Origin of the sequence: Shewanella sp. 10N.286.52.E4 (genome assembly GCF_041468785.1) — a bacterium.
Taxonomy (GTDB): domain Bacteria; phylum Pseudomonadota; class Gammaproteobacteria; order Enterobacterales; family Shewanellaceae; genus Shewanella; species Shewanella electrodiphila.
The window spans coordinates 1-25880 of the sequence record NZ_JBFRJJ010000019.1; the positions used below are offsets into that span (position 1 = coordinate 1).

The following is a 25880-nucleotide window of genomic DNA, read 5'->3' on the forward strand; positions in this document are numbered from 1 at the left end:
ATTTCGTGGGGATTCGTCAGCCCCTAAGGTCGCTTTTTTAATGTTTCAAATTCCTACCAACCCAACAACACCATAATTGTGTCGCTGGCGATGATACTCTTTACATAAACAGCTCTGCGGCGGCGAACCGAAGCTCTTGCGCGGAGTTGACTGGTGTCTCGCAGCGATTATAAGCCAACTAAAATCCCAAATAGCGTCACTGCCGATAGTAACAAAAAAGCGACCCTAAGGTCGCTTTTTTAATACTTCAAATTCCTACCCATCCAACAACACCATAATTGCGTCGCTGGCGATGATAAGACAAGGAAGCCGATGCTTTTAGCCACGGAGTTGACTGGTGTCAATGAGTAGCTAAAAGTGTCGGCAGACGCCGTATTATCAAGCCTAAGCAGCTGAGGATCGTTAATGAAGTTGGTTAACTCACAGACTGATTTTTTGACTATTTTCACCAACATTTACTAATGGAAGTTGGTTAACTTAGCAAAAAAACAAATCTAATAAACCTATCATTATTAATTAAGTGGGTTAACGAGATTATCTTACATCAAGTATCGACCAATTATTTAAGCACCCTCTAACTCTATAGATTGAAGTCGATGTTTTAAGTCTTCCAAGTATTTGTCATTTTTACACAACTCAATCGCCTTAGCTAAATCTGCTTTTGCCAATTCATATTCTTTTTTTGCAAGTAGACACTGACTTCTCAACTCATAATAAATAGAAATTCTATCTTTAGCTCTTGTATCTTCTAATGCATTTTCTAATGCACTTTCCGCACAACTTAAAGCCATAGCCATATGTTCTTCACCATCGGGAAGTGTACTACTTTGACTAAGCCCCAATAAAGCCTGCGATTTCCGATACAAAGTCCAGTGTGACTCTTGCTCTTTTTGCGAAACCTTTGACAATACACTAAGAGCCTCATCATACTTTTTTGTTATAATATAAGATTTGGCTACAGCTCTAGCGTCGAAAGGTTTAAGCTCAGCCCGAGCAGATAACTTATCGGCAAACATTAAGCTAGCATCAGATAATCTCTTTGAAATTATGCTCCTACCTTGACGAATAGCTGCATCAGAAATATTTGCTAATGCTTCACAGGCACTAACCCACTGCCTCTTAGACACGAACTCAGGTGGTAACTCAAGCATGTCCGGAATACTTTCGGCCAAATCTAAACAGCATTCACTATGGTTATAACTAAAAATAGAAGTGAATGAAACAAATGCCTCGTAGAATTGATCTAACCCTTCCATACTTGACATCGTTATTAAACTAGCTAATTTTTGAACTTTTTCTGGACTATTTGAGATTTCATTTTTAACACTATAGTAAGATCTTATCCTCGCTATTGCAGCCAAAGAGACCCTGAGAGGCACTACTGAAGAGTCTGATAAAATATCCTTTACAAGCACTTTTATAGAAAGTTCTCCTGCATCTTTAACTCGTGAACTAACTTTATACTGACTTCCTAAATGGGCTATTTGACCATGAATTGCATGCCAATTGGGTTTTAACTTAAGCAGCTCTTCAAAGCACTCTAATGACTGTTCGTGCTTTCCGCATCGCCTTAAAGCTTTTCCCCTATGATGCATTAGCTCTGCTTTGATCTCATCACATTGATATATATTTAAGGCTGATTGGTATTCCTTGGCACAGCTTTCGTAGTAGTCAATTCGAGAGTCTTGAGCAATTAAGTAAGAATAAGACTCTTTAGAGTCGATAATGCACATAACTTCTGCCAACGATAGCTCACCTGTAAACTCTTTGTTATACAGCTCATCGTGGATGGTCTTTTTGTAACTATCTTCAATTTGAAGAAGGCTATATGTTAACCAATCAACTTTGCCATTATGATTGTTTTCTACTTCATCCCTTATCTGTTTCTTAGCCAAATGAACTTGGCGAAGAATACTAGGAGTCATTTCACCAGAGGCTTTGCCGACATATTCAGAAATCGAATTTACCATACAACTTTGATCTACATTCTCTCTAACTGCAATCGCTACCAGATCATGCAACCTCAATATACCAGGTGTGTTGGATTGAACAATTATAGACAAACCTTGAAGGTTATGTAGTTCTAACTTATTAACGAAAAACTCTAAGAAATCGGAATCGTAAAAATTTAGATTTGAATTGGCAATTTTCTGTAATGCTTTTAGTGTAGCAGGAGGGACCTTTTTCAAAATATTACTTATTATTGACTCCCCTTTATGATCTATAATGTCAACAGGCACATCCAAAACATCGCGATAAAACTTATCGTTACTATTACTTTCCTTTGAAATTACCTTTCTTGCTAGGGCTAAGACTAGGGGAGAGAAGCTGCATGCTTTCAAAAATTCATCACACGCCTCACTAATATTACATGGATTTTCACCAAGTATTTCAATAGCTTGCTTTTTAGGGATATTTGGCTTTGAGATATATAAATTATTATTAGGATCACTTAGCTGAGAACTAAGGACAACAACTCCACCTAAGGAAAACCCAACTTGTAAATCCCTAAAATCATTGTCATTCAATATTCGTTCAATACTATCAATAACTAAGATCGTTTTAGATGAATTAAATGTCTTCACAACATTTATTGGTTTACCACCACGTGTTCTATGTATATCACAAAGAGCATACCCATCTATCCAATCATCCCCATTGATCCATAATTGATTATCAAATTTTTGAGTGGACCTATTAACATAATCAATTAAAGCTTGTGTTTTTCCTGAACCGCTCGCACCAGACAAAATACCAATATTTTTTCCACTTGCGAAGTGCTTTTCTAATACGCTGTAGCTAATAGGGTCATGCACATGGTGTTCACAAAGAGGAGCAACTATATGCGATGGTTTCACACGAGGTAAGTCATATTCTTTATCTAATTTATGAACAAACTCATCAGCAGTTTTTTCCTGAATATCTTCAAGTTTATTTGAAAGTGCAATATCCCCTTCGTTTTTACTCTTGACGACTTGAGCAACTGTTTCAACAAGATAAACAAACACACTTAACAATATTAACGACCACCCCCAAACTCCATTTGGTTCTGCAAGCGGAATCTGGTAATGCGGAAAAGTGGATTGATTAACTAATATCCAATTTACTATTTCAATCCATAATGGGGGATTTAATAAACCTAATCCTGTAACTAGTAATGGCCAAATAATGAATTTTGCAAGCGAAGGTCTGAAGTATGCAATGATAAAAGAAAAGATCTGTTTAAGCGCTTTGTTTGTGTCAATTTTGAACACTAAACTCTCCTTGAAGGGTGTCCCTATTTTATAGTCGTGTCACTAGCTACTTTGTAAACTTAATTTTTAAAATTAGTCATTACTTTACAACAAAATTTATTTATAAAACAGATAAATAAAGGAGTTTAATATTTAGTTCTCAAAGCTAGTACGTTGAAAAAAGGAATCATAAACTAACAATCGTTTTAAAATTACACTTGTGAGACAGTAGAGGAATACTGAATAGGGCTTTCAGCTAAACTGCCTGAAATAAACATTTAAGTATATCTATATTCGTAGCACTATAAAGTTCAAACCAGAATCACCATCAAGGAAATCCGGGTAATTAATCATTACATTCCGCTTTAATTGATAAATAGATTGGTCATCTTTCTCCAGCCATCTTTTTCAGATTCGATCAAATCAAACTTTTCCAAAACCCTAAATGCATCATTAACATACGCATTCCAAGACTGCCTATTCAACTCACAGACCTGCATATTCCATTTACGAGTTGCATCAGTCACATCTTTTATTTTTACTCTATTTTCTTGCTTATTGTGACGTAAATATAAATAACAAAGAGAGTAAGCCAAAGCGAGTCTATTAATTCCCTTAGTCACATGGTTTATTGCTGATATTACATCCTCAGAAAACAGCATCACTGGCAATTTTTTGAATGCTCCAACGATGTATAATGACGCAGCGAGTTTAGCTCTTTCGTCTTGCGTCGTTTTTACCTGTTGGGTTAATACCCCTCCTAATTCATGTATGTTCTCTTCAAAAGAAATATCGCGTTCGGTGTTATTTTTAGAGCACAATAAGCATAAGTCCCCACTCATTTTTGCAATAGAATGTGGCGTTAATTCTTCGCATGATAGACATGCCTTAAATTCGAATAGTTCACTAGAGAATTGACGTTGTAAATCGTATTTCTCAGAAGATATTAGGCTTAATGTTCTTCGACTGTCTTTACTCCAAGTAAGAATTTCTGGAGTTAATTCTGACCTCAAATAAACTTCTAAAAGAGATTTATCTAACTCTTGGTTACCTTCCCCAGGAATTAATACATATCGGCTCCATTCATGGCACCAAAAAACAGGAAGACTCTCGTGTATAGGGGTAAGGTTGAAGTTAAGTTCAGAAAAAAAATGACTAGTAAGAGAGCGATTAACTTCTTTGTCTATATTTTCAGTGTCACTTCTGTATAACTCTGGTCCAATAGCCCCATAACTTCCTTTTTTAACATGGTAAGCTTCAAAAATAGAAATACACTTAGATGTAGCTCTAGAATATGCAACAAAGAAGTCAGTATTTGTCATCTTATGATCTGCATAAATAATAACTATAGGGCTTTCTAGCCCTCTAAACTTTCCGATATTCTCAATATTCACTCCACTTGGAACAAGAGATTCAGGTACCCCTAAAAAAGTTGGTTTTAATACCGTAATATATGACGGAGGAATACCATCAGAAATTAGCTGCTCTACAAGTTGTTTAAGCGAATGTTTTGGAGAAGGAACCACTAGTTCAGACAATGTATCATTTTCATACTCCCTAGGGTTCTGAACTGAGTAATTTGGTTTCGTAAATAGCTTTAACCTATCGCATACTTTTTTAGGAACCCTTAAACTATTTGTCAGTGTAAAAGCTTTAACCATAAGCCGTGATTCTAGCCAATCTAAGGGAACTGGTGTTTCATATTCAAAGACTTGTGTCGCATCACACATTAAAACTATCTTTTTCGTATCAAAAATAGATATGAAGAGCTCCCAAGCTTCCCTCCATACAACCTGCCCTTCATCAACAATTAAGCAATCGTATTCATCAAAAAAACCTCTAGCAGCTCCATTTTTAATGCTATTGATAACACCTAAATCAGCCCCTACACTCATAACTTCATGAGGATTGATATCATTGCTCGAAGTACTATCAAGCTTTTCATCAATTTCCCAGGCTAGCTTATGTAAAGTAAAAACGTCACAATAGCCTTTATGTTCAATAAGCTCAGCTCTGAGTTTGTCCGCTAGTAATCTATTATAAGTAAGTGTAAGTACCTTTCTTTTTAATGAGGCAAGCTTCCTGGCTGTTTGAACTGCTACTACAGTTTTTCCAGATCCTGGCCAGCCATTAATAATCAACCGTTTGCAATTGAAAGCCTCATTAACACATTCGTTTTGTTCTTCTGTTAGCTTTAACCAAAGATAATTATCAGAGTTTATTCGAGATATCCAGCAAGGTGCTGCATCAATTGTAGGAGCTATCATCTCAATTACTTTTTCTAATTGATACTCAGAAAGCTTTGGTATTGACATGTTTTCTCTATGGAATGCCATGATATCAACGATTCGTTGACCAAACGTTTCGCTATGTTTTTTATCAATCACTAGGCTCACAGCTTTATATTCATTAAAATCTTTGTAACCTGGCGGTAGTGAATTTATTGGCACGACAGACTCTGGAAAGCAAAATGCTTTACCAATTTTCATTTTTATTCCATTGTCTAAAAACCATTTTTGAAGAACAAAAACTCCCCGGTTTAACTGAGATACAGGATCTATCCTTGAGATAGTTAGCCCTGAATCACGAGAGTAATAATACCCGTCCTTGTCATGCCTTAATATTCCTCCCTTAACCTCTATTGCTAGGACTCCTAAATCTTTATTTAAAACCAAAAAATCAACTTCACCAATATGACTCTTATCTTTCAGTACATCTGTAATTAAAGAAGATAACCATGGAACACTGTGAATAATATGAAATGAGTCATCTAATTGTTCTCTTAATAGCTTATAAACCAAAGGTTCGGCCACTGGACTATCATTTATTTTTGGAGCACTTGAGGGGTACATTAAGGCCATTAATAAGGCTTCCTTCCTGTCGAATTATAATTCATGTTAAATGTTGAACATTTAATCTTTTCACTACAGTTTTCTAGTTTTATTAGACTGTTAAATTAACGTTTTTTGATTTTTCACGTTCAGAGAAAGACGTCAATTCGAACAAGTTACTATCAAACAATTTTGAGATTTGAGGCTTCAGATTAGACATAAATTACTTCTTAGTTGATATGCATCCATTTTTAGACTTGATAAAGCCATTTTTTTACATCATTTAAGTTTACTAAATATAAAGGCCGAGCTTTCGGATCGCCTTCGAAAGGCTCTTTACTTATAAGGTAATTTTGCAGTGTATACTCAACCATCGAAGCTCGTACAGCTATTGTGAATGTTTTACCGCCTCCATGCTCCATCATTATTACCTTTCTTTGTTCTGGTGATAACTCCGGGTGTGTTCCAATAATCAGCTCAACATTTAAATGCCAAGCTTTATCATGACTATTATCGATATTTGATGTTGCAGAAACTCTAGCTTTTGTAATTCGCCCTAGATGAAAATCTCTAAATTCACCTCTTAATTCATCATAAGCACGGCAATGCCACCTCAATCCGCTATTTGCTATTGCAAATGGATGAATAGCCCTCTTACTACCTTTAGGAGATGTCATTGAAAAATATTCAATTTTTAATGACTGTTTACCCGAGATTGCTTGAGATACAGCTCTGACTATCTCTGGTTCAGCATTAAACCTTGAACTAGGCCCCAGCTCTAAAGCAGATGAGGACCAAAAATTTTCTCGGTAAATATTGGCATAATAACTAACGAATAATTCATACTCATTCCACTTTGAATCAGTGTGTTGTGATCGAAATTTATCTGTAGGTTCAAAGCGCTTCTGAGTTTTGTTATATGCCAAATTGTCAGGATATAGCTCCCGATAATTCACCATATCTTTAGTTATATTACCAACTGTCACCCCAAAAAGTTTAGATAAACGAGTTGCATTAACAGCTCCTTCCCAATAAGCAAGAATCTCAATGGCTTTGAAACGGCTTTCTCTAGCTACAGATATGTTTACAGGTTTCATTTTATTATTCTTATGTTGTCTGTTTTTGAAATTGAATACTGATGCTTAATCAAATGCTCTTGAGTTATTGCAATGCGATGCTCTCTCAAGTAAAGCAGCATATCCATTATTGGTTTGGGGGTTAATGTTGAATTAATACGGTTCTTTAACTGCACAGTTTGAGCAACAAATGACTTTTGCTTATTCAGCTTTTTAAATTCTTCACTAGACAGTTTATGGAGCTCACTCCATTTACAAGGATGAAGAATATCAATTGCTCTAACCTCTGCTATGTTTAATGCCATGTCGAATCCAGCTCCGTCAAAGTCGTAAAAAACACCAATAAGAGTATCATCGGCAAGCTTACCAATAAGCTCTAACAGCGTATTCTGATTCTGACCATGCCCACGATATACTATTAATGAGGATTGATATTCTTTTGGTAGTAAAGGGATTAATTCATTCCAATGGGTCATTAATGTCCCATTTTCTATGATTAATAATGATTCAATTTTTGCAGTATCTATTTTTTCAACACTCAAACTAGTGACAACTCCAGAAGGAGTAATAAAACTAGAGTCATCTTTCACTGGTAATGGCAGCCTTTGCGCTCTAGCCATTGAAATCAATTCTTCAAACACACCTCTTTGCGACCATTTATCTTCAGAGGTATCTTCAGACGACTCCATTCTGTCCTTAGCATCTAAATTAATATTGATAATTGATGAGCCATATAGGTTGTCTCCATAAGACTCTAGGGAGCTTAAGTCATCAAACGTAAAGCTAATTCTCTTACCTTTTAATTGACCAACATTAACTTCGTCACATATTTCACGCCACAACTTTGAGTCATTAACCATATTTTTACGTTGCCGCAAGACATCTTGAATCATTCGAACTTTTATTTTATCCATGCCTTACCCTTCGAAAACAGATATCTCTAACAAAGTGATTACCATCGAAAGGCATAAATACTCTTTCATCTAAAGTTAATTTTATCTTTCCTGTTAGTTCTGACTTTTGCGCCTCATAGTGCTCCATTAGACACAACATCCAGTCTTCTGGTTCAGCATCAACTTCAAGTAACTCATAGGCTTTTAAGGCAGTTAGCTCTCTAACCTCACTTTCTTCATTTAATAAAGCATCAAAAAAGAAATCTACATTCTCTTCAAGAGTATCTATATCGCCTTCAATTGTTTCACTGCGTCCATCAGTAACTTCAACCTCTTCATCCTGATTACTGTTTATTATTTCTTTTCTAACATTCTGCATAACAGAAGTAGCAACATCCGATAAAACGTCTTCATCAATTGCACTATCAATATCAGCACGGCTATTGATAGTGATTGAATTGATACGATTAAAAGACGGGGGTAAATCAATTACCGAATTTAGATCAGGTGTATAGCTTGGATACTTTTGATAATGGGTATAAAAGGAATCTATTAATTGGTTAAGACGCTGCGCTTCTTTGTCTTTAATTAATTTAGCGATCATTTCTAGTAAGCGATGAGCTGTCGTACTCAACTCTTTTAAACACTTATCTACATGGCTCTTTAAAGTTTTCATTAGGAGCCTCTCTAACATTAGATCGGCTCCCGCCCAATCTCTAATATCAGCAACGCTAAGGCTACTAAAAACTTCATTCAATTTTGCGATTTCATTTTTACAACGTGTGGTTTCACGTATCCTGATGTCAATACTCGAAATAGTGCTAAACTCATTTCCAACTATATGTGCAAAAGATTGAACGGTATCAGTAAGTTCACTCATGATATCTAAAGTAAATTCATGAATTTGATCTTGATATAACAATTTATCTTCTTGGCTTTTATTTTTAGCAAATTGATAATTTTGAATAGCATGTCTTAACTCTTCAATCATTCCGGCGAATGCTTGATGAGTTTCCCTTAATCTATACCGCTTGGTAACATGGTTTAGTAATCTTCTAACCGTACTATGTACCTGCACTCCCATTGCATCATCAACATAATAAGCTAAATTATTTTTTTGCAGCGCCTTAATTGCTGACTCATTTTCAGGAATATCTGCTATTTGACCTCGTGCCATGAAGCAGGAATCGTCAATAGTATTAATGTTTCTATATAATGCTCCTGTAGCAGATTTAGCTTCATCTTTTCGGCTCATTAAAACATTTCCTTTTGTACTTCATCTTTGGGTTGAGAAGTATCTATTCCTTCAAACTGACAAATGAAATCTAACTGGTCATAAACAAGAGACCACTTGGCCGTCGCAATATAAACTGCACCTGAACCGCCAACACTTATTAGGAAGCCATGTTCTGTTAAATACTTTAAAATGCCTCTCAATTTAGACTTAGACTCAGTTGATTTATGATCACGTCTGAGACGATGAGCTATTTCATCTAATTGACTATTCAGTGAAGCAGAGTCCTCTATTGCAGCAAGTAATTCAGACTCCAATAAACGATAACCAGCTTCAATAGGGCGTGAATCTGGATCTGTTCTTCTCACCAATCTAAGCCAAAGTATCAGGCCTTCAAAAGAGGCTTGAATTATTTCAAATTGACGTTTTACATCAGCACGATGCTTAGGATTAGACAAATCCTTGTAAGCACAAAAAAAGCCAGCTTTATCTCTTGTTGTAATTATCTTTCTACCTATTTGATGTAGAAACTTTTGAATTGAATTTAAATTCTCATGATCTAATAAATAGCGATAAAGCTCTGGTTGGGAGGCTTCACAAACAACATCACCGTTCAGCAGGGTTTCAATGCAACTCTCAAAACGTTCACTCATGAGCTAGCTCCTTCTAACTTTTCACTGGGAGCATCTGATTGCCCAATGCTATTAATCAAAGGGTTCTTTTTATTGCTTTTCCAATCTGTATACCTAAAGACCCCTTTATCTTTAACTAAATGATTCTTAGTTGTGAAATATTTTCTTAGTACTGATGGAGGATTTGGCTGAGCACAGAAAAGCGCAATGTTATGCCTATCCATAAACTTAAATAGAAGTGTTGTATTTTGTGTAGATAGCTTGCCTAGTTCATCTAGTGGCCAGTGAATTTTTACATTTTCATCACGACAAAGGTATCTAGTCATTCCACAGAAAACAACAATAACGGCCAGCATTGAAATCCCTGTACTACTGACATTTTTAAGGTCATTGTCATTTCGAATGTTAACTAATCTGCCGTTTTCTTCTAGCGATATGTTTACCTCTACTAACGAGGCTATGTCGCTAGTAACTTTGGATACTTTCAAGCTATCAATAACTGCTGCAAAGGAGTTCAAAAAATCATTACTAGGCAGTTGTCCTCTGTCAAGCTCCTGCCAAGACGACCAGGATGTATTGAAATTCTTTAGATCCTTCCAAACGTCATACTCATTGATTTTTGAAACTAAACTAATTTCAACATTACCTATTGCAGGGAATTCATGTTGAGTATTTATGTTGTTTGCTAATGTTTGGGAAACAGAGTTAACTTTCCGATTTAGACTATCCAAGCTCTGGTAAAAACGTATCACCTGCTCACCAACACTTCTTATTGACTCAATTGTTATCGATGTAACATCAGGTATAGAAGTATCGATTAATGTCGCTATATCTTGAATCGCCTCTAAGAAAAACTCCTCTTCATGAGGCTCATATTTACTTAGCTCTTTTCGTGAATCATAAAGCTGTAGCCACAATTCATTAATCTTAGTTTTATTATTTGTTTGGCTCAAAAAAGCAACAACATTCTTAACTACTTTGATAATTGAACGCTTCAATCTCAACGCTTCTGCTACAGAATGGTTCACACTCTCAAATAAAAGAATAGGAGCTTCCGACTCATCAACAACTAGAGGTTGCACATCAACAGGGGCAAGCTCTAACTGAGCATCTATGTTACTTAAGCAACCTTGAGCCGACTCTTCAGATTGTCTTAAAGTCGAAATCTTTTTTGTTAACGAGGATATGTTGCTTTCTAAAGTAGCTTTTACACTATCAAAATTTTTCTGACTCGATTCTAACTCTTGTTCAAGTTTATTTACTTTCGCAGAGATAGTACTGTCCCGTTTATTGAAGTCATCTATACGAGACCATTCAACCTTTTCCCAACTTTTAAATTCATTTACTAACGCTCTGTAACCTTCAACGCGTTCTAGCTTTTCGAAACTTTCAGCTTTAAGTTTTTTAGCGTCAGACTCCATTTTCGTGTCAATGTTTAAATCTGTTAATAAGGATTTAAATTGCTTTTCCAAGTCATTACATTGCTGCGCTAAAGTACTTTTTACCTGAGATATATTTTTGTTAATAACATCCTTACTTTGAAGTGCTTTTTCTTCTTCAAACGAAAATCTCTCTTTCTCTGATAGCATTAGCTCATGAAATTTAGCGGCAATATCTGCAATATTACGTTTAATTGCACTCTCTAATTGCTTAATATCTTCTTCGACTTTAATTTCTGCTGCTTTAGCATCTTTTAACCGTTGTTGCCCATTCGATTTATATATCTCTTTTTGCGTCGCAATAAAGCTTCTTAGTCGGTTTCGCTCATCTTTAATATGCTGTATTTGACGACTAATTTCTTGTTCGGTGTTTTCAAACGCCTTTATCTCATTATTAGCAACTTTTAAACGCTTTTCGAATTGTTTAATTTCATCATTAGCAATGCTTAGGTCGAGCTTTGTAGCCTCTAATTGTTCTGATAAGACTTTATCACTTAGGGCACTTTCTTGGTCAGGAAGGTTCTTCAAATCAATAGAAATACCAAAGAAGTTATCAAAATTTTGCGTGTCATAAAGCTCTGGAGACAATTTGGTATTAAGTAAAAGCTCAGGAAGAATGACTTTGCCTATACTTTCTCTCCAAGCTAACCCACTATTATTTAGAAACTCCTTAAGAGACCCAGGTAAAGGGTAACGTTGTCTAGTAATATCATCCAATTTCGACTGAAGGCGTTCTACGTATTTTTTCTTTTTTGAGTATGAGTTAAGTAAAGCGTCCCTATCCGTACGCTTTAATTTAAATTCCTCTTGTACACGTTCAAATTTAGTTTCACTGTCCTCTAAATCAGTTTCAATTTCAGTTAGCCTCTTTTGCTGACTATTAGAAGATTCCATCTCCTCGTCCGTAAGCTTAGTAGCCATCTGACTTGATACACGAGCTTCAACTAGTTTGTCTTGCAACGCTAACCGCTGATTTTCCATTGATTTTTTATACCGCTCTTGCTCTTGTATTTTTTCCTTTTCAAAAGCATTAATTTTATCGTTAGACTTCTTCTCATTTGAGTGCAAATCAGTATCGATGAGATGTATTTTTTCTTTTAGTTCCTGAGCCTTTTTGCTAGCTTTTTCTTTTAATTTAAGCTTATTTAATTCATGTTCATCTTTTTCTTTTTTAACGGAGTTCAAGAGATTGTCATAATGCTCTGAAGCAACCTTATATTCGTTACGGTAATCCTCAAGTTGCTCAAGTTCGGCTTCTTTTTGACTTACATTTTCTTCATCCCATTTATCCCTTTGAAGATAAAGGTTGTCTAAATGCTCCTTTACAGTTTTCAGCTCAATTTTATTAGCACTTAGAGTTTCATTTAACTGATCTCGTTTTCGGATATACACATTGTGTTTTTCTGTTAGTTCCTGCTCCAAAACCTCTTTGTTTTTTGATTCAGCGTTAATTTCCTCATTACATTCAATCAATAGACTATTGAGTTGTGATTTGTATGAAATGAGTCGCCCCCAAACTTCATACAAATTATTGTACTCACTAATGGATTTTGAAAATTTTTCGTTATGACTATTTAGTTCAATCAGGGATTTAAGATCATTTATCAGTTCCCCATTTTTTTTGTTAAATGGAACTTCTCCAATATCTAATTGCTCTACTAAAAAACTATCGACAACCATTGTTTTGAACTGTTCCAACAGTCTGTCATGTTTCATTAAAACTGAAGTAAGAGACTCAATGTGTTGCATATGAGTTTCTGTTGAACATAATGAGAATTCATATGCATCTACAGAAAGAGAAGCGCCTTTAGAGCGACGAACTTTAAGCCTTTTAAGGTCGTTCTGAATTATTGCTCGATAGTCTATTGTTGTATCGATCTGCTTACTTACTAAAGTATTGATAGACACATAGTCTTTAAGCCAGCTTTTAACCTCTTTACATTCTTTCAGCTGTATTTTAGCTTCATCACTAAACAAAATTTCATCGGCAGCCCCGCGAACAAAACGATATGCAAAACTTTTATCGGTTTTTCTATACATAACCGCACAGCATGTTTGCCCTAGACGAATGTATTCAAAGACCACCATAGATTGATAACGTGGTAAATAAAAATCTAAAAATGATTTCTTACTTCCTGCTTTTTGAATCAACTTATCTGGAGATAGACCATAAAAAACAGGAATTAGGTTTAATGAAGTGGTCTTTCCGGCTCCATTATCCCCAGTATTATTAGTGTGACCTTCACAGCCAATTCTAGTTAATTTCCCTTTAAAATATGAATCGGAAAGATAAATAGCTATTAACCCGTTCTTCATAATTTTCCTTATTTGATTAAGAATGCAACAACCGTATATACCGAATCAGTATACACTGAAACGATGCATATAAAACCTGTTTATTATTACAGCTAAATTAATATTTCTGCGACTAGATCAACCTAAACGCTTTAGTAAAATTTTTTGGATGTTGATGAAATCTTATATGTCCCTTCGCATTCAATCGTTTTCGTGTTTGTCTAAATGGTGGGGTGATATACCCCCAGTTTCCAGCTCTCGAAAAATAAATGACGTAATCAATTTTTGCGTCCCCCCATTTATTTTCTACTAGAATTTCTTCATCGTTTGTTTCAACAGATTTAACTTGGATACGATAGAAGTCATCACCATCAGAGATGACAAAATCGGTTTTGAGACCATGATCGATCATGGGTAGAAAAACATCCCAGCCATCATTAAGTAACCAGCTTGCTGCTAGAGTTTCATATGAAAGGCTTTTGTAATGTTTTAAAGATTGGTTTGCTGGAGTTGAATTTTTTACAGGCATAGTTATATCCGATATAAATTAATGCCGCAGGCCAGTAGGGACCTCTATATGCTGCGAACCCGGTATCGTTATCGATTACCGCCAATTTAATATCACCATACAACCTAAGGTTTGTATCTAATAGAAAGGCTGCCAGCCTTGCAATTTCCCGTTACGGGTATCATGCATAAATACTATTATCAGACAGTATTGCCTGTGATAAAGCTCACATCCAAATTAGCAAGAAGTGAGATGAGCTTCAACACTTAAAATAAAGAGACGTAAAGATTTAAGTTCCTTGCTCTATTTTATCTGGCCAAACAGATAACTTCTTTTAACTAAGTATCGTATGTTCTAACTTTTTAAGCTTTTCAATTAATTCCTTTTGCATGTATTTGTAGATATCTTCAATGTTAAGTATCTCAAGCTTTTCAAGGTAACTTTGACCTGCGTAAGTAATGATTCTCTCAGCATGCATGCCTTCCATTACAAACACTTTATCTGCCCAATCAAGCAACTTTGTAGTACAAAGCGTTGTACCATGTTTCTTACAATACTTTTCACTAAGGCCAGCTGATTTAAATTCGTGATAGCTGCACTTAGAATCAAAATAATCTTCAGCCGTTCTAGACCGGTGCAAATTCGCAGTACAGAGAAATAAAATACGCATAGACTAAGAGAAATCGCCGGTTTTCATACGTTCTAACATGCTCATAACTTTATTAAGGCCATCTTCTTCTTTTAAAACATCTATTGGGCGCTTCCCCTCCAAAGGTGCTTTAGGTTTTCCAATCCAGCTAGCAATTAGTGAGTAGTTTTGTTTAAAGTGTTTATTTAGTTCATCAAATAAAACTATTGGTAACTTTATCCTGTAACAGATAACAAGCTCATTAATCTTTACCTCTATTTCTTCATAAAGTGAGCTTCTATCGTTAATCTGAAAATTCATGACATAGTCTGGTTGAAATATTTTCATTACTGTTACAAAGACGTTTTCTGAGTCATCCTTTTCAATTGCTACAGATACGGCAAAACGTTTAGCTAATGCTCTTAGCTTCAACTTGTTTTTCCTGGAAAGCTTAAATCTTTTTACTCTGACGGGCATATCTTTGCTCTCTTGGTATTTCAGCAGGAAGGTTTTTATAAAGCCACTCTTTATCATGTTTAAATAACCACGTATAAGACGCTCTGATTGCTTTTTGAATCAATCCTCTTGTCGGAGTGGCCTTATCCCTTAAAAGGCTCTGAAGGGCTTCTCTGTGCCTTTTTTGTAACTTGTAGAACCGAATTCTTTTTCTTAAAGTAATTAACTCTGGAAACTTTCTTAAAATCACCTCTACAGCGCCAACTGATATAGAAAATTCATTAGCAATACTTGAAGTGGTATTCCCAATCATTAACTTGATCCAAATGCATCGCTCCATATTTTTAAAAATTTTGCTTGGTCTCAGGTTGATATCTAAGCCTTCTCTGTGAGCCAATATCTTGAGCGTTGTAACACTCAGGCCTTCATCCACGCTGACTTTTCGTAGACTTACTCCGCTGCTGATTTTAGCTATTGCCTCTGCACTCAACATTAGCGGCTTCGGAACATGAGTTGGCTGAGGAGTTAGCCTTTCAGCAATGTTTGAATTCACTAATTCCGAAAACTTACGCCAGCTACCAAATAAATAATCAATCATTATTAAGTGCTTAATTGGGTGATGTGATGCATTTGGAGCATAAAATAAACATTCAGGATATCGGTTATTAACGAGCTGCTTTTTTAAAAACTCACAAATCAATAAGCCTGGTGTTAACTTATTCAAATAATCTTTTAAAGCCTGTCTCAATAATTTCATTCTTAACCTACCGCACCTAGTTACAAACCCCATAACATCGAGCTTTGCTTTATAAGCTAAAAGAATATTATCGGTGTTTAGTGATACATGAGACGTAAGCTCTGTAGAAATTAAGTTAGCTAACTTGTCGTCTTGTAGCCGAGATTCAGGCTCTGATTTAGATTCTGGTAAAATTGGCACCTTTCTAGTTTCCCTATAAACAGGGTGCAATAATTTATGGTGTTTGCTACAGACATAAACACCTGTTAATTGATGTTCAACATGCCAATATGGAAAACCACATTTATCTGTATCTTCAGCAATGCAGTCACAACAGCAATACAAAAAAGGACCAGGAGTGATTCTGTTAGCAACCATTCCCAAAGAGGACTGCAAGCTTGAAGTACAACCTGTTTCCAAGCATTTAAAAAGAGAAACTCTAGTTGCCGCATCTAAAAATGGAGCAAAGTAATGATACGGGGTCATCTGATTAATAATGTCGTTTACCGCGACTCTCGTCATCTGAGACAAGCCAGGAATAAAACATGGAAATTCGTTTGTCGCCCTTTCTTCGTGAACCCCTAGCAGGGCTAATGTACTATTACGAAATGAGTCATATCCAGACATCAAATGATATCTGCTTATCCAGCTATAAACTGTTTCACCAGAAGCAGGGTTAGGCACAAATGAAAAACGTTGAAGCTTATTCATACATTTCATTTTCAATAAAGTTTTCAATAGAACCGAAGAAGCAACGAATAAGTACTAAATGAATTAAGGGGTGAATAAACTTCCCTTCATGAAATGCTGCTTCATATAGATTTAAAACAGGTGCTCGACGTTGCTTAGATTTCAGATCCGCGTTAGCAAAAAACAGCCGATAAAACTCTACAGAGAAAAAATTATCTAAATGCTTCTGAGCATCTCGAACTATTTTTCTTTCCTTTAAATTTAATACCCCCTCACGAGGCCCAATACCTATCCATTTGCGATATGCTTCCTGTAGTCGCTCTAAATGAATACCAGAATAATCGCCCTTAAACAGTTGCAAACTCACTGATTGAAGCCAATGAGTATCTTCATCTTGATAAGAGTTAATAGTCGATATCTTTCCGCTACATACTTCACATCCCCCTGAGAAAGGGGGCATAATAATTTTCAATAAGTTAAACCATTCATTTCCGCAGCCTAAGCAACCTGTTTTCAGAGGTAACTTGTGCTTTGAACAATGAGTTATACCTGGTATTTGATGTTCAATATGAAAATAAGGTGTGGCATTAACTTCAATATCTTCGACCGCACATTCAATACAATAACGCCAATTATCGGTGTACCCTACAACACGAGAAGAAGGTGGTCTTATTTCTATGCTACTAGATATAATCTCTTTTAATGGTTGTGTGAGAAAGGGCTGATAATAATTGATAAGGGTGTGCTGTTGAGCAAACTTTTCAAGTCCTTGACCGTCTCCCCAATAACGATAAACATCTTCGTATGCTTTACGCCAAATATTACTGACCCGCAAAGCCTTTCTGTCACAAGTTATAAACCTTAAAGAATCTTTCAACCGCTTATATGATGAATATAAATGTTGTCGAGCAAGTGGTCCCAATACATGCTCGTTAGGCATCAACAAAACATTCGTTAAAACAGGGATAGATCTCATGTCTATTTATCTCCCAAAATGTCAGTTAATTCATCTGTTGATAAGCTGCTTAAATTCCTTAAATCGATGGCAGGTATAACATCCTGAGTGACAGCTTCAAACTCAACAACTAAACCATCATCGTCTTCACCACTTTGTTGCTTTTCATCTTCCTTAATCGCTTTATCGATCACTTCTCCGATAAGGAACTCTTCTTTGGTCTTAAACGCTCCTGATGGCAGCAAGTCCTCGTATCCCCCGCTTTCTCCATCTCGTAATGCTTTAATTGCTGGTTGAAGTAGCTCAAATTGCAGGTGAAACACTTCTTCTAATAGCTCTACAGATAGACTCTCTATTCCAGTATCTATTGCATGTTCATAGGCTAAGCGAAAAAGTCGTATCGTGAGAGCCGGCAAGCCAATAGTTAATTCATAGACTTTTTCTTTAAATGCGGTATCAAATGAAAAATCACCTTCGAGTAACTCTGGGTAATAAAGCTTATCAATGAATATTGACCAAAATGATAACTCCCCCTTTTCTAGTAAAAATAAATCATTTGGAATACATAAATATTTGAAGCTTCGAGCTGAACTTAAACGGCGTGTTGTACTCATTGTGACATCAAATAGTGGTTTCGCTTTAAAAGTTCCCGCAACAATCATTGGAATACCGACAGAATTAAAAAAGTCGTCAATAAACTCTAGTGTCGCAAAATCAGCTTTTTCAGCCTTATCTTTGCTGTATGAACAGCGCTGTATTTCATCGATGAAAGCTATACCAACATGATGATTTAACGCTACCTTTTTTGCTTCTTGAATCAATAATGGCACCGAAGTACTTTTACCTTTCCATTCTTCATAATAGAAAGTATCTATCACACTATCTATCGCTAGAAAGAACGATAGGACGAAGCCCCTTGTAGTTTTTGTCACAGGTGCTTGAAACTCTATATAGACAATTTGATCGAATCTGACTGGCTCATTTTGGTATATACTGTGCTCAATGACCTGAGGTAAAAATGAAAAACAACTTCTAATTGATAACGTTTTTCCTGTGCCTGAATGACCAAGAATTGAAATACATTTAGATAAGTTTTTTTCGACCGGAAAGTGATAACCTTCTTGAACGCTAACTAAATGTTGTTCATGCTTCATGTCTCTAGAAACAGGGTTTCTATGTTTATAACCAATGAGAATGTTCTTCACAATTGCCTTGTAAAGAGCATAAAGTTCGAGTGGAACAATGTACGTTGAATCAATTAATTCAACTTGCAACTCTCGCTCAAAATCATCAAACCCTTCTTGAAATTCCGGCTGATATGACAACTTTTTAGTGAAATCTTCTAATGTAGTTGCCTTTCTGATAGCTGAAATCAATGGGTTTCCTTGAAATGTAGGAATTGAAAATTCTCTATAGTCAGCTTCTATTCGATTAACCATAATGTTCTCCGTACATTTTATTCAGTGTATTTTGTTGTGATTGGTTATATGCATTTGTATTGTTTGGTGGTGTTAGGTCATAGCTTCCAGACTCATTAGGCTTGCCAAGCACTGTTCTTAGAAGTGAAGAAGTTTTATGATCTTGGAATTTCTTTTCTAAGTATTTCAACGTGCTGATGCCTTTTTTAGGAGATTTACTTTTTCCTGGCTTTGAGTTCTTAAGACGCTCTTTTGCTTGTTGGGAAATATCAGATGTAAGCTCTTGTTGTTTAAACCTTGCCTCTCGCTCATTTTCTGCTTGCAGCACACGTTCCTTGTCGTAAAGCTTTAACCGGTGAAGTGCATCGAACCAACTTCGATTACGATATATTTCTGAATGGTCATTCAACTGTGCCGTATAGATTTGATCTTCAAATTGATACCAAATTTGATTGGTATCGCCATCGAAGTAACGAACATCTAGTTTTTTAACTGTTCGTCTTTTACTGTCTGTCAACCAACCTTTTGAGTGTGCAAAAGGGCAGGAATAAAATAGGCCTTTAAATTTAATACCACGCGAATTAGTTGCAGCCTGGCCTGATGGAAGTAATGCAAACATTAACTGACTTTCAGGAAACCTTTTACCTCTACCGTTATTCATATAATGCTTCATACCAAAGTTCCAAACGGCCAACGAGGTAGATGCAACACCTTGCTCAGACATTACTTGGTCATGTATGTTGTTCTTGAATACTTCATTGTTTCTGATGAGAGTTTGAGCAATAAGTAGCTGAACAAATTCTCGGTAGGTATACCTAGCAAATTGAGATGAATGAACATCTCCTTTCTCAGGCATTCTCTCAACATAGCCAGGCATGAATTGCACGACTTCTCGTTTATCGACTTGAAAGCCGCCTTCAACCCCTCCTTTGCTTTCACCTGAGTAAATTGCAGTATAATTGATACAATCTAACCCTAGTTTCGCATCTAAAAATGTCGCCATATTCTTAGATGGATATTCAACCCCATTATCAATGGTTAACTCTGTACAAACGACATTACAGGGCCATTGGTGATGATTAATCGTAATGCCATACAGCTCGCAAAATTTAACCTTGTCAGTACATGCGTTGTATATTGCTTGTAAAACGCCTTGCCAGTTTGGTCCTCCTATTCCCACATGAATACCGACAACCATGCCTGAGTAAACACATGAAACCCTATAAGTTGTGGGTCTTCCAGAAGTTAATTTCTGCTCAAGGAAGTATGGAAAAATTAAATAAACATCTTCAAGCGTGGCATCTATTTCATATCTAAAAGAAGGCCCATAAACCCCATCACGAGCACGACCAAAGCGGCTTTCATATTCACGTAAAAAATGTCTTTCCCCGTTTTTACTCCATGAAAACAATTGATTTTTCTCTAACAATTTAATGTAGTAATAAAACATTTGATAAGAAATCGAGTCAGACTGAGCTTTAGGTACTTTCCTTGATGTTTTTACACCATCATCTCCCTTAATACTGACTTCTACACTTTGATAGTAAAAATCATAAAGGCGATACATTTGGGTGTAATCAATACGATTAAACATCTTCTTACCCAATCGTCTAAGGAACTCTTCAATATTCTTTTCATCTTCGGGCAATCTATTACGGTATGCTGTAGATGTTGTATGCCTTCCTCGCTTCGGTGAGTTTTCCGAAAAATCAGAAATAGGCTGATAATTACAGCCACAATATCGATAGTTCGGGTACATCGCCTCTAGACATGCACCTCTATAAAAGTACTGAGACAATAAACGTGCAATATGAACAGCATTGACACCAGTTGCTATGCTTAATGTTTTGATATGATGCGATGCTAAATTGGTATACAGGTACTCGTAACGTTTTTCATCATCTTCAACAATAGGAGCAATCAGACTATAGCGATCTTTAGTATCTTGCTTTCTTTCAGATATTATTCGATCTCGCTCTAATTTCGGTAATTGCTTCGGTATATAAAGACCATTTTGGTACTCAGTTTTTTCTACTAAATAATCATATTTAGAAATATGGCGATTGAATTCGTCTATGCTTGCACACAATGGCTTACTTTGTACCCGGCTAGGTCTTATCGGTGAACGCTTTGGATCTTTAGACAATGATTTACGGGCTTTAGGTTGCTGATTCAGATCAAAATAAGCAATTTTTCCATGTTGATAGTTAACATCAACAACCAATAAATTTATTGAGTTTTTTTCTGTATGAATAATGGTGTGTTTATGAAACATACTATGCGACCTCTTTAAGGATAAGGGGTCTATATGGATTTATTTTAACTTCAAGATTTGCTGGTATTTGATGAGTCCAAATTCCCCATTGGAACAAAGCATATAAATCAGAGTAAGACAGCATTAATTTTGATGTTAGCTTTTCCAGGTTAACTTTTACTTCATCACTTTCATTCGCTAAACATAAATTTACGAATTCATATAAAAACCGTTCTTCATGCTCAATGAATTCATTTTTGTATTTTGCAGACTCTCGATGTGCTTTTAGGTTATGGGCACAAATTTTAGAGATATGAGCATCAGTTATGAGCCGATATAAAATCCCTAGTTCCTCGTAGTACCTGCGCTCCAATTCAAGCTTGAACAAAGTACGATGTACGGAAATCGGATGTTTTGATTTAAAATCAAGTGAGTCCATTGGTTTATATGAACGAGCTATTTGAATCACTTTCCTTTGGATTGGATCGTATTCTCGGCATAATAAGTCTGTAGACATGATGTAAGCCTCACCATCACTATCTTGAGGGTATTTACCGCCCATTTCATTCGCGATTTTAATTGCTCGCTCAATGTCCCATAGTGGGAACTGTTCAAAATAATCGATGATATGCGGAAGGGATTCGTAATAGATGCCGGCACGATACTCACCATCAGATAAAAAGTGATGATTACGGCCTGCTTTAACGCCTCTAAAGAAGTGTCTTCGAGTTCCTTTGGGACCACTCCAAACTTTTATGATCGGCTGAAACTCTCCTTTAGCCATGCTATCAATCCATTTTCTTATACTCCCTGTAGCTTTATTTATTTTTACTCTCATTTATCCCACCTCTTAATCGTTAACTAAAAGTTCAGATACAGGGTGATAAAAAGCTGATGATTTAATCGAATTTGTCATTTTTAAAATCTCATAATGTAAATTTCAAAAGACTTATAGCACCAAATAAAAACAAGATCAAATTATTGATTTTATTGAGTATTTTGACATTTCACTTATTTGTTTAAATAGTAAATCAACAATGAATTTTTCCTAAAAAACAGAAGTTTTCACAAAAAACTGTTAACTAATTGATAGGGTTTAGAAAGAATGTTTGGGTAGGTAATTACTATTTAATTAACGATCTGCAATGTCATTATTAAATTAGAGGTAAGTAGTAATTATTTTTATAAAAATAGAATGAAAATAATTTTAAAAAAGTGATTATATTTTCAAAAGTGTTTAGATCTCATCGTTTTTGCAACGCACTAACATTTGAGCAAATGAATTTTTTAAGGGGTGATTGGCAATGTGTAGATCTATCACTTTGACTGATTTATTAGGAGGTAAAAGTGGCTACTGGATACCTTCGACGCTTTAGCGTCGGTATACCTCATTTCTCTGAAATGAGAAGATAACCATGTAGATTAAAGCGATCGGTGAGAAGAAATAATCTCGGTAATATTTACTTTTATTGTCCTCAATTATATAAGGAGCACTTGTTTTCAAAAATTTACAGTAGAAATCATCGTAAAAGGGTATTTCGACATAAAAAGCTAAGACTCTAAGAAATTCAGGACAATTTACTAGGTAAAGCAACTTCATTAGTCATCTTTGCAATAAAGGATTAGTGAGAAAGCTAATTTAGTTTCTGCTATCCCCTGTTTCATTTAAAGTGAAAATAAGCATACAAAGTTAAAGAGACGAAGAACGCCTCTTTCATAACTAAATAAAGTAACAAGTGCGACTCAAGTTATTTTACCCTTCTTTAAATATTAAACATCCTTTTATACCTCTGTTGTAACGCAACTTCCCCACCTTCCATAATTTCACAGACATTTTTTCTAACTTCAATTTCCTGTAATGCACCTGAAGCTAGGGTATTAATTTGCCCTCTATCCTCCAAAGCAACAACATATTCAGAGTCACCATTTACGACAATATTTGGGTTATGAGTAACGACAATGATTTGCCTATCAGCTTTATTCTCATGTAGCTTTGACACAATCAAGCTAGTAATCAGGCCATTATCTAAATCATCTTCTGGCTGATCCAAAACTAGAGGCTCAGTTCCGTATGACAATAAGAAAGAAAGTATTGCAGAGGCTTTTTGACCCGCAGAGCCCTGCGAAACATCTTTAAACCTATTTCCATCATAAAACTTAATCGTTAACTTATCCTCTGGGAACCATGTATTGATTGCATCAAAATTTTGAGGTTGAAGTTGAGACATAAAATCAATAAATCTTTTCCCAAGCTTTGTATTCAAAGCCGCGCCAGTATTAAAATTGAAAATATTCTGCTTAAAGTTATGAACTTTGTCTAACCAGAGCTTAAGGTCACTTAAGTCACTATCTTTACGAATGTTTGATAATTCTTTGTTCAAATCAAAAAGAAATCCACATTCGCGATCTAAGTCAAAAATTTCAGCTGAAAATGCATTATCAGATCTTCCTAGAATACTTCTAAATGAACTCTCCAAATCAACTAAATCAGAAAAAGGAGTAATATCCACTTGAATTGAAGTGTTCCCAGTTAGATATTGCTTGATAAAGTTAATACGATTTACTGTCAAGCCCTGTCTACATTTAATAATTTCTTGGTAAGCGTCATTTATCAAAGCAGTAAATTCACTAACCTTGCCTTCAATTACCTCCATATCTTTAAGTGACTGGTTTATGATTTCCCTATCACCGATCAAACGGGCATAATCGGCTGGGCTGCTCACACCTTTACTCTGTAGGTCTTCGATTAGTTTATTATATTCTGCGTCTACGGAAATATGAGCTTGATTAAAACTGGAGCTTCCATACCATTGCTTAAAGCTTGTTAACTCATCACCCACAGTTTTTAATGCTTTATTCACACTTTCTTTAAAAGTTGACGTTGATTTAATCAAACTTTCTATTTTTGCATAAACCTCTTGTTCATGATCTATTTGCTTGTTAAAAGACGTTAATTCAATTACAGGTAATACAACTGAATTCATTGCTGATTCAAATTCTTCTTTTAGCTTTTCAACATCAAGTTCAACTTGAGATACAATTGTTCTTTTCGCTCTATAATGTTGATAACTTTTTAGAATTTCTGTGTGACCAGACTTTTCAATTGTTTTGATCTTTTGCTCAACATCAGCTAACTGACCTTGTAACAAGTTCTTATTGGATAACTTTGATTGAAGCTCTCTTCGTTGACTACATAATGTTTGAAAATGCGAACGTTTATCTTCCCACTCCATCTTCCATTGTTGAAAGCCAACAGTTGAAGATTCGTCAATTAAGCGTAAAAGCGTATTAGGATTTTTTGCCAAATTAAATATCTGCTTTTGGCTAAATATTTTTATTGGAAATCGGGAGTGTGCCTCACCTTCTTCTGGTATCCATTGCCCATCTTCAAATCGAAAAATTGAAACACTATTATTGCCTTTGGACCATTTTAAAAAATAATTAACATCATCTCGTGTATAAATGCAGCTTATTTTAGTATCAGTTAACATTACTCCATCAGTATCTCTTGAAGCAGATACTTTAATAAAACTTTCGAAAGATCTTCTTATTTCGTTTTGAGGAGGTAAATGAAATAAATCTCGTGATCTATCCATTCCTAATCTAATAAACTCAAGGACTGAAGACTTCCCACTTCCTCGCCCTCCTATTATCGAATTAAGCCATGGATTAAACTCAATAGTTAGAGGTGATGAACGTCCAGCGTATTTTGCATTTTCTATTGTTACAGAGCGTAATAATGTATTTGACGCTCTATTTGGATCTGTAGTTTCATCGTCAGATCGAATTATAGAAGATGAACCGTCAACTAAAGCTAACTTGAGCCCTTCTATAGAAGGTGATGACATTTTTACCCATGTATAAGCTCTGCCAATTTCATTAGGGTGGTGAGCATCAGAGCCTATTACAGAAGGAAGATCAAATTTTAAATTTTCGTACCTTGATAAAGGTGTATCAGGACTTTCTTTATTAGGGAAAACAATCTCTACGGCACTTGCATGCTCGCATACTTGCTTTATTGTGTGTGATGATATTTGTTGGCACAAACCTGCTTTCATATCTATATGTGCAGGTATTGCTACTCCTCCAGCAGCAATAATTTCCTTTATTACATTCTCAGCACTTTCTTCTGCTACAGAGTCACTGTCTCCTTTAGTGCCTCTAAATTTTGATGCTCCAATAACTGAACTAATATCAGCTCCTGTAGCATTTGGGTCAAAAATACCTAACACATGAATATTTGCATTAGCTGTAATTTCTACACCGGGAAAAACAAAAATGGAATGACCTTCTGCTCTTAAGACTTCTGCTGCATCTTTTAGCCCGTCAATCCAGTCTCCTGTATTATGATCCGTAATTGCAACACATTGGATTCCTTTAGCAATATAATCTAACAGCCAGTCTTTAGGTGACTTAGATGCTTTCAAACTACTATCTGCTTTTCCATAATCAAAAGAAGCTGGTGAATGTGTGTGAAAATCAAATTTCCACCACCGTGCGCCAATGAAGCTCATTTAATTTCCCTATCATTATTATTTTATAAATTTAAGTTAATAGCACTTTATCAAACATAACCAACTAAGCGACAGCATAATGCACTTA

General features: G+C 35.6%; 16 protein-coding genes. All 16 read right to left on the bottom strand.

Annotated features, from left to right (window positions below; all coding sequences use genetic code 11):
• Nucleotides 1–563: 563 nt before the first annotated feature.
• The 16 genes from AB4153_RS09740 to AB4153_RS09815 all read right to left on the bottom strand — a co-directional run bounded on the left by AB4153_RS09740 (nucleotide 564) and on the right by AB4153_RS09815 (nucleotide 25792).
• Nucleotides 564–3254 (bottom strand): tetratricopeptide repeat protein, encoded by a 2691-nt coding sequence (locus AB4153_RS09740; RefSeq protein ID WP_371997224.1) that lies wholly within the window; start codon nucleotides 3252–3254, stop codon nucleotides 564–566.
• Nucleotides 3255–3598: 344 nt separating this feature from the next.
• Nucleotides 3599–6094: an AAA family ATPase gene (locus AB4153_RS09745; RefSeq protein ID WP_371997226.1), complete on the bottom strand. Its 2496-nt coding sequence runs from the start codon at nucleotides 6092–6094 to the stop codon at nucleotides 3599–3601.
• Nucleotides 6095–6315: 221 nt separating this feature from the next.
• Nucleotides 6316–7161 carry a helix-turn-helix transcriptional regulator gene (locus tag AB4153_RS09750; RefSeq protein WP_371997228.1) on the bottom strand — a complete coding sequence of 282 codons (846 nt, stop codon included), beginning with the start codon at nucleotides 7159–7161 and terminating at the stop codon, nucleotides 6316–6318.
• A complete protein-coding gene (locus AB4153_RS09755) occupies nucleotides 7158–8054 on the bottom strand; it encodes a hypothetical protein (RefSeq protein ID WP_371997229.1) in 897 nt (298 codons plus the stop codon). Before AB4153_RS09755 ends, AB4153_RS09750 begins: the two co-directional genes overlap by 4 nt.
• A complete protein-coding gene (locus AB4153_RS09760; RefSeq protein WP_371997231.1) occupies nucleotides 8047–9288 on the bottom strand; it encodes a hypothetical protein in 1242 nt (413 codons plus the stop codon). Before AB4153_RS09760 ends, AB4153_RS09755 begins: the two co-directional genes overlap by 8 nt.
• The gene (locus AB4153_RS09765) at nucleotides 9288–9920 is read right to left on the bottom strand and encodes a condensin complex protein MksE (protein ID WP_371997233.1); all 633 of its coding nucleotides are present in this window, start codon (nucleotides 9918–9920) and stop codon (nucleotides 9288–9290) included. The genes AB4153_RS09760 and AB4153_RS09765 overlap by 1 nt, the downstream gene beginning before the upstream one ends.
• The gene (locus AB4153_RS09770) at nucleotides 9917–13654 is read right to left on the bottom strand and encodes an ATP-binding protein (protein ID WP_371997234.1); all 3738 of its coding nucleotides are present in this window, start codon (nucleotides 13652–13654) and stop codon (nucleotides 9917–9919) included. Before AB4153_RS09770 ends, AB4153_RS09765 begins: the two co-directional genes overlap by 4 nt.
• Before the next feature lie 112 nt (nucleotides 13655–13766).
• Complete coding sequence (locus AB4153_RS09775; RefSeq protein ID WP_371997236.1) at nucleotides 13767–14162, bottom strand: hypothetical protein; 396 nt, start codon at nucleotides 14160–14162, stop codon at nucleotides 13767–13769.
• 313 nt (nucleotides 14163–14475) lie between these two features.
• Entirely contained in the window at nucleotides 14476–14811 is a 336-nt protein-coding gene (locus AB4153_RS09780) for a hypothetical protein (protein ID WP_371997238.1), read from the bottom strand.
• 3 nt (nucleotides 14812–14814) lie between these two features.
• Nucleotides 14815–15246: an MbcA/ParS/Xre antitoxin family protein gene (locus tag AB4153_RS09785; protein WP_371997240.1), complete on the bottom strand. Its 432-nt coding sequence runs from the start codon at nucleotides 15244–15246 to the stop codon at nucleotides 14815–14817.
• The gene (locus AB4153_RS09790) at nucleotides 15221–16672 is read right to left on the bottom strand and encodes a TnsD family Tn7-like transposition protein (protein ID WP_371997242.1); all 1452 of its coding nucleotides are present in this window, start codon (nucleotides 16670–16672) and stop codon (nucleotides 15221–15223) included. The genes AB4153_RS09785 and AB4153_RS09790 overlap by 26 nt, the downstream gene beginning before the upstream one ends.
• Entirely contained in the window at nucleotides 16665–17627 is a 963-nt protein-coding gene (locus tag AB4153_RS09795; RefSeq protein WP_371997243.1) for a TniQ family protein, read from the bottom strand. The genes AB4153_RS09790 and AB4153_RS09795 overlap by 8 nt, the downstream gene beginning before the upstream one ends.
• Nucleotides 17628–17629: 2 nt before the next feature.
• Nucleotides 17630–19045 (bottom strand): AAA family ATPase, encoded by a 1416-nt coding sequence (locus AB4153_RS09800; protein WP_371997245.1) that lies wholly within the window; start codon nucleotides 19043–19045, stop codon nucleotides 17630–17632.
• Entirely contained in the window at nucleotides 19038–21299 is a 2262-nt protein-coding gene (locus tag AB4153_RS09805; RefSeq protein ID WP_371997246.1) for a hypothetical protein, read from the bottom strand. The genes AB4153_RS09800 and AB4153_RS09805 overlap by 8 nt, the downstream gene beginning before the upstream one ends.
• 1 nt (nucleotide 21300) lies before the next feature.
• The gene (locus AB4153_RS09810) at nucleotides 21301–22116 is read right to left on the bottom strand and encodes a TnsA endonuclease N-terminal domain-containing protein (protein WP_371997247.1); all 816 of its coding nucleotides are present in this window, start codon (nucleotides 22114–22116) and stop codon (nucleotides 21301–21303) included.
• A gap of 925 nt (nucleotides 22117–23041) precedes the next feature.
• Complete coding sequence (locus AB4153_RS09815; protein ID WP_371997249.1) at nucleotides 23042–25792, bottom strand: TrlF family AAA-like ATPase; 2751 nt, start codon at nucleotides 25790–25792, stop codon at nucleotides 23042–23044.
• Nucleotides 25793–25880: the final 88 nt, after the last annotated feature.

What these genes read in the sequence shown, in the direction of transcription:
- AB4153_RS09745 (WP_371997226.1), bottom strand. Translation starts at nt 6,094, where the DNA reads ATGGCCTTAATGTACCCCTCAAGTGCTCCAAAAATAAATGATAGTCCA.
- AB4153_RS09750 (WP_371997228.1), bottom strand. Translation starts at nt 7,161, where the DNA reads ATGAAACCTGTAAACATATCTGTAGCTAGAGAAAGCCGTTTCAAAGCC.
- AB4153_RS09755 (WP_371997229.1), bottom strand. Translation starts at nt 8,054, where the DNA reads ATGGATAAAATAAAAGTTCGAATGATTCAAGATGTCTTGCGGCAACGT.
- AB4153_RS09760 (WP_371997231.1), bottom strand. Translation starts at nt 9,288, where the DNA reads ATGAGCCGAAAAGATGAAGCTAAATCTGCTACAGGAGCATTATATAGA.
- AB4153_RS09765 (WP_371997233.1), bottom strand. Translation starts at nt 9,920, where the DNA reads ATGAGTGAACGTTTTGAGAGTTGCATTGAAACCCTGCTGAACGGTGAT.
- AB4153_RS09770 (WP_371997234.1), bottom strand. Translation starts at nt 13,654, where the DNA reads ATGAAGAACGGGTTAATAGCTATTTATCTTTCCGATTCATATTTTAAA.
- AB4153_RS09775 (WP_371997236.1), bottom strand. Translation starts at nt 14,162, where the DNA reads ATGCCTGTAAAAAATTCAACTCCAGCAAACCAATCTTTAAAACATTAC.
- AB4153_RS09780 (WP_371997238.1), bottom strand. Translation starts at nt 14,811, where the DNA reads ATGCGTATTTTATTTCTCTGTACTGCGAATTTGCACCGGTCTAGAACG.
- AB4153_RS09785 (WP_371997240.1), bottom strand. Translation starts at nt 15,246, where the DNA reads ATGCCCGTCAGAGTAAAAAGATTTAAGCTTTCCAGGAAAAACAAGTTG.
- AB4153_RS09790 (WP_371997242.1), bottom strand. Translation starts at nt 16,672, where the DNA reads ATGAATAAGCTTCAACGTTTTTCATTTGTGCCTAACCCTGCTTCTGGT.
- AB4153_RS09795 (WP_371997243.1), bottom strand. Translation starts at nt 17,627, where the DNA reads ATGAGATCTATCCCTGTTTTAACGAATGTTTTGTTGATGCCTAACGAG.
- AB4153_RS09800 (WP_371997245.1), bottom strand. Translation starts at nt 19,045, where the DNA reads ATGGTTAATCGAATAGAAGCTGACTATAGAGAATTTTCAATTCCTACA.
- AB4153_RS09805 (WP_371997246.1), bottom strand. Translation starts at nt 21,299, where the DNA reads ATGTTTCATAAACACACCATTATTCATACAGAAAAAAACTCAATAAAT.
- AB4153_RS09810 (WP_371997247.1), bottom strand. Translation starts at nt 22,116, where the DNA reads ATGAGAGTAAAAATAAATAAAGCTACAGGGAGTATAAGAAAATGGATT.
- AB4153_RS09815 (WP_371997249.1), bottom strand. Translation starts at nt 25,792, where the DNA reads ATGAGCTTCATTGGCGCACGGTGGTGGAAATTTGATTTTCACACACAT.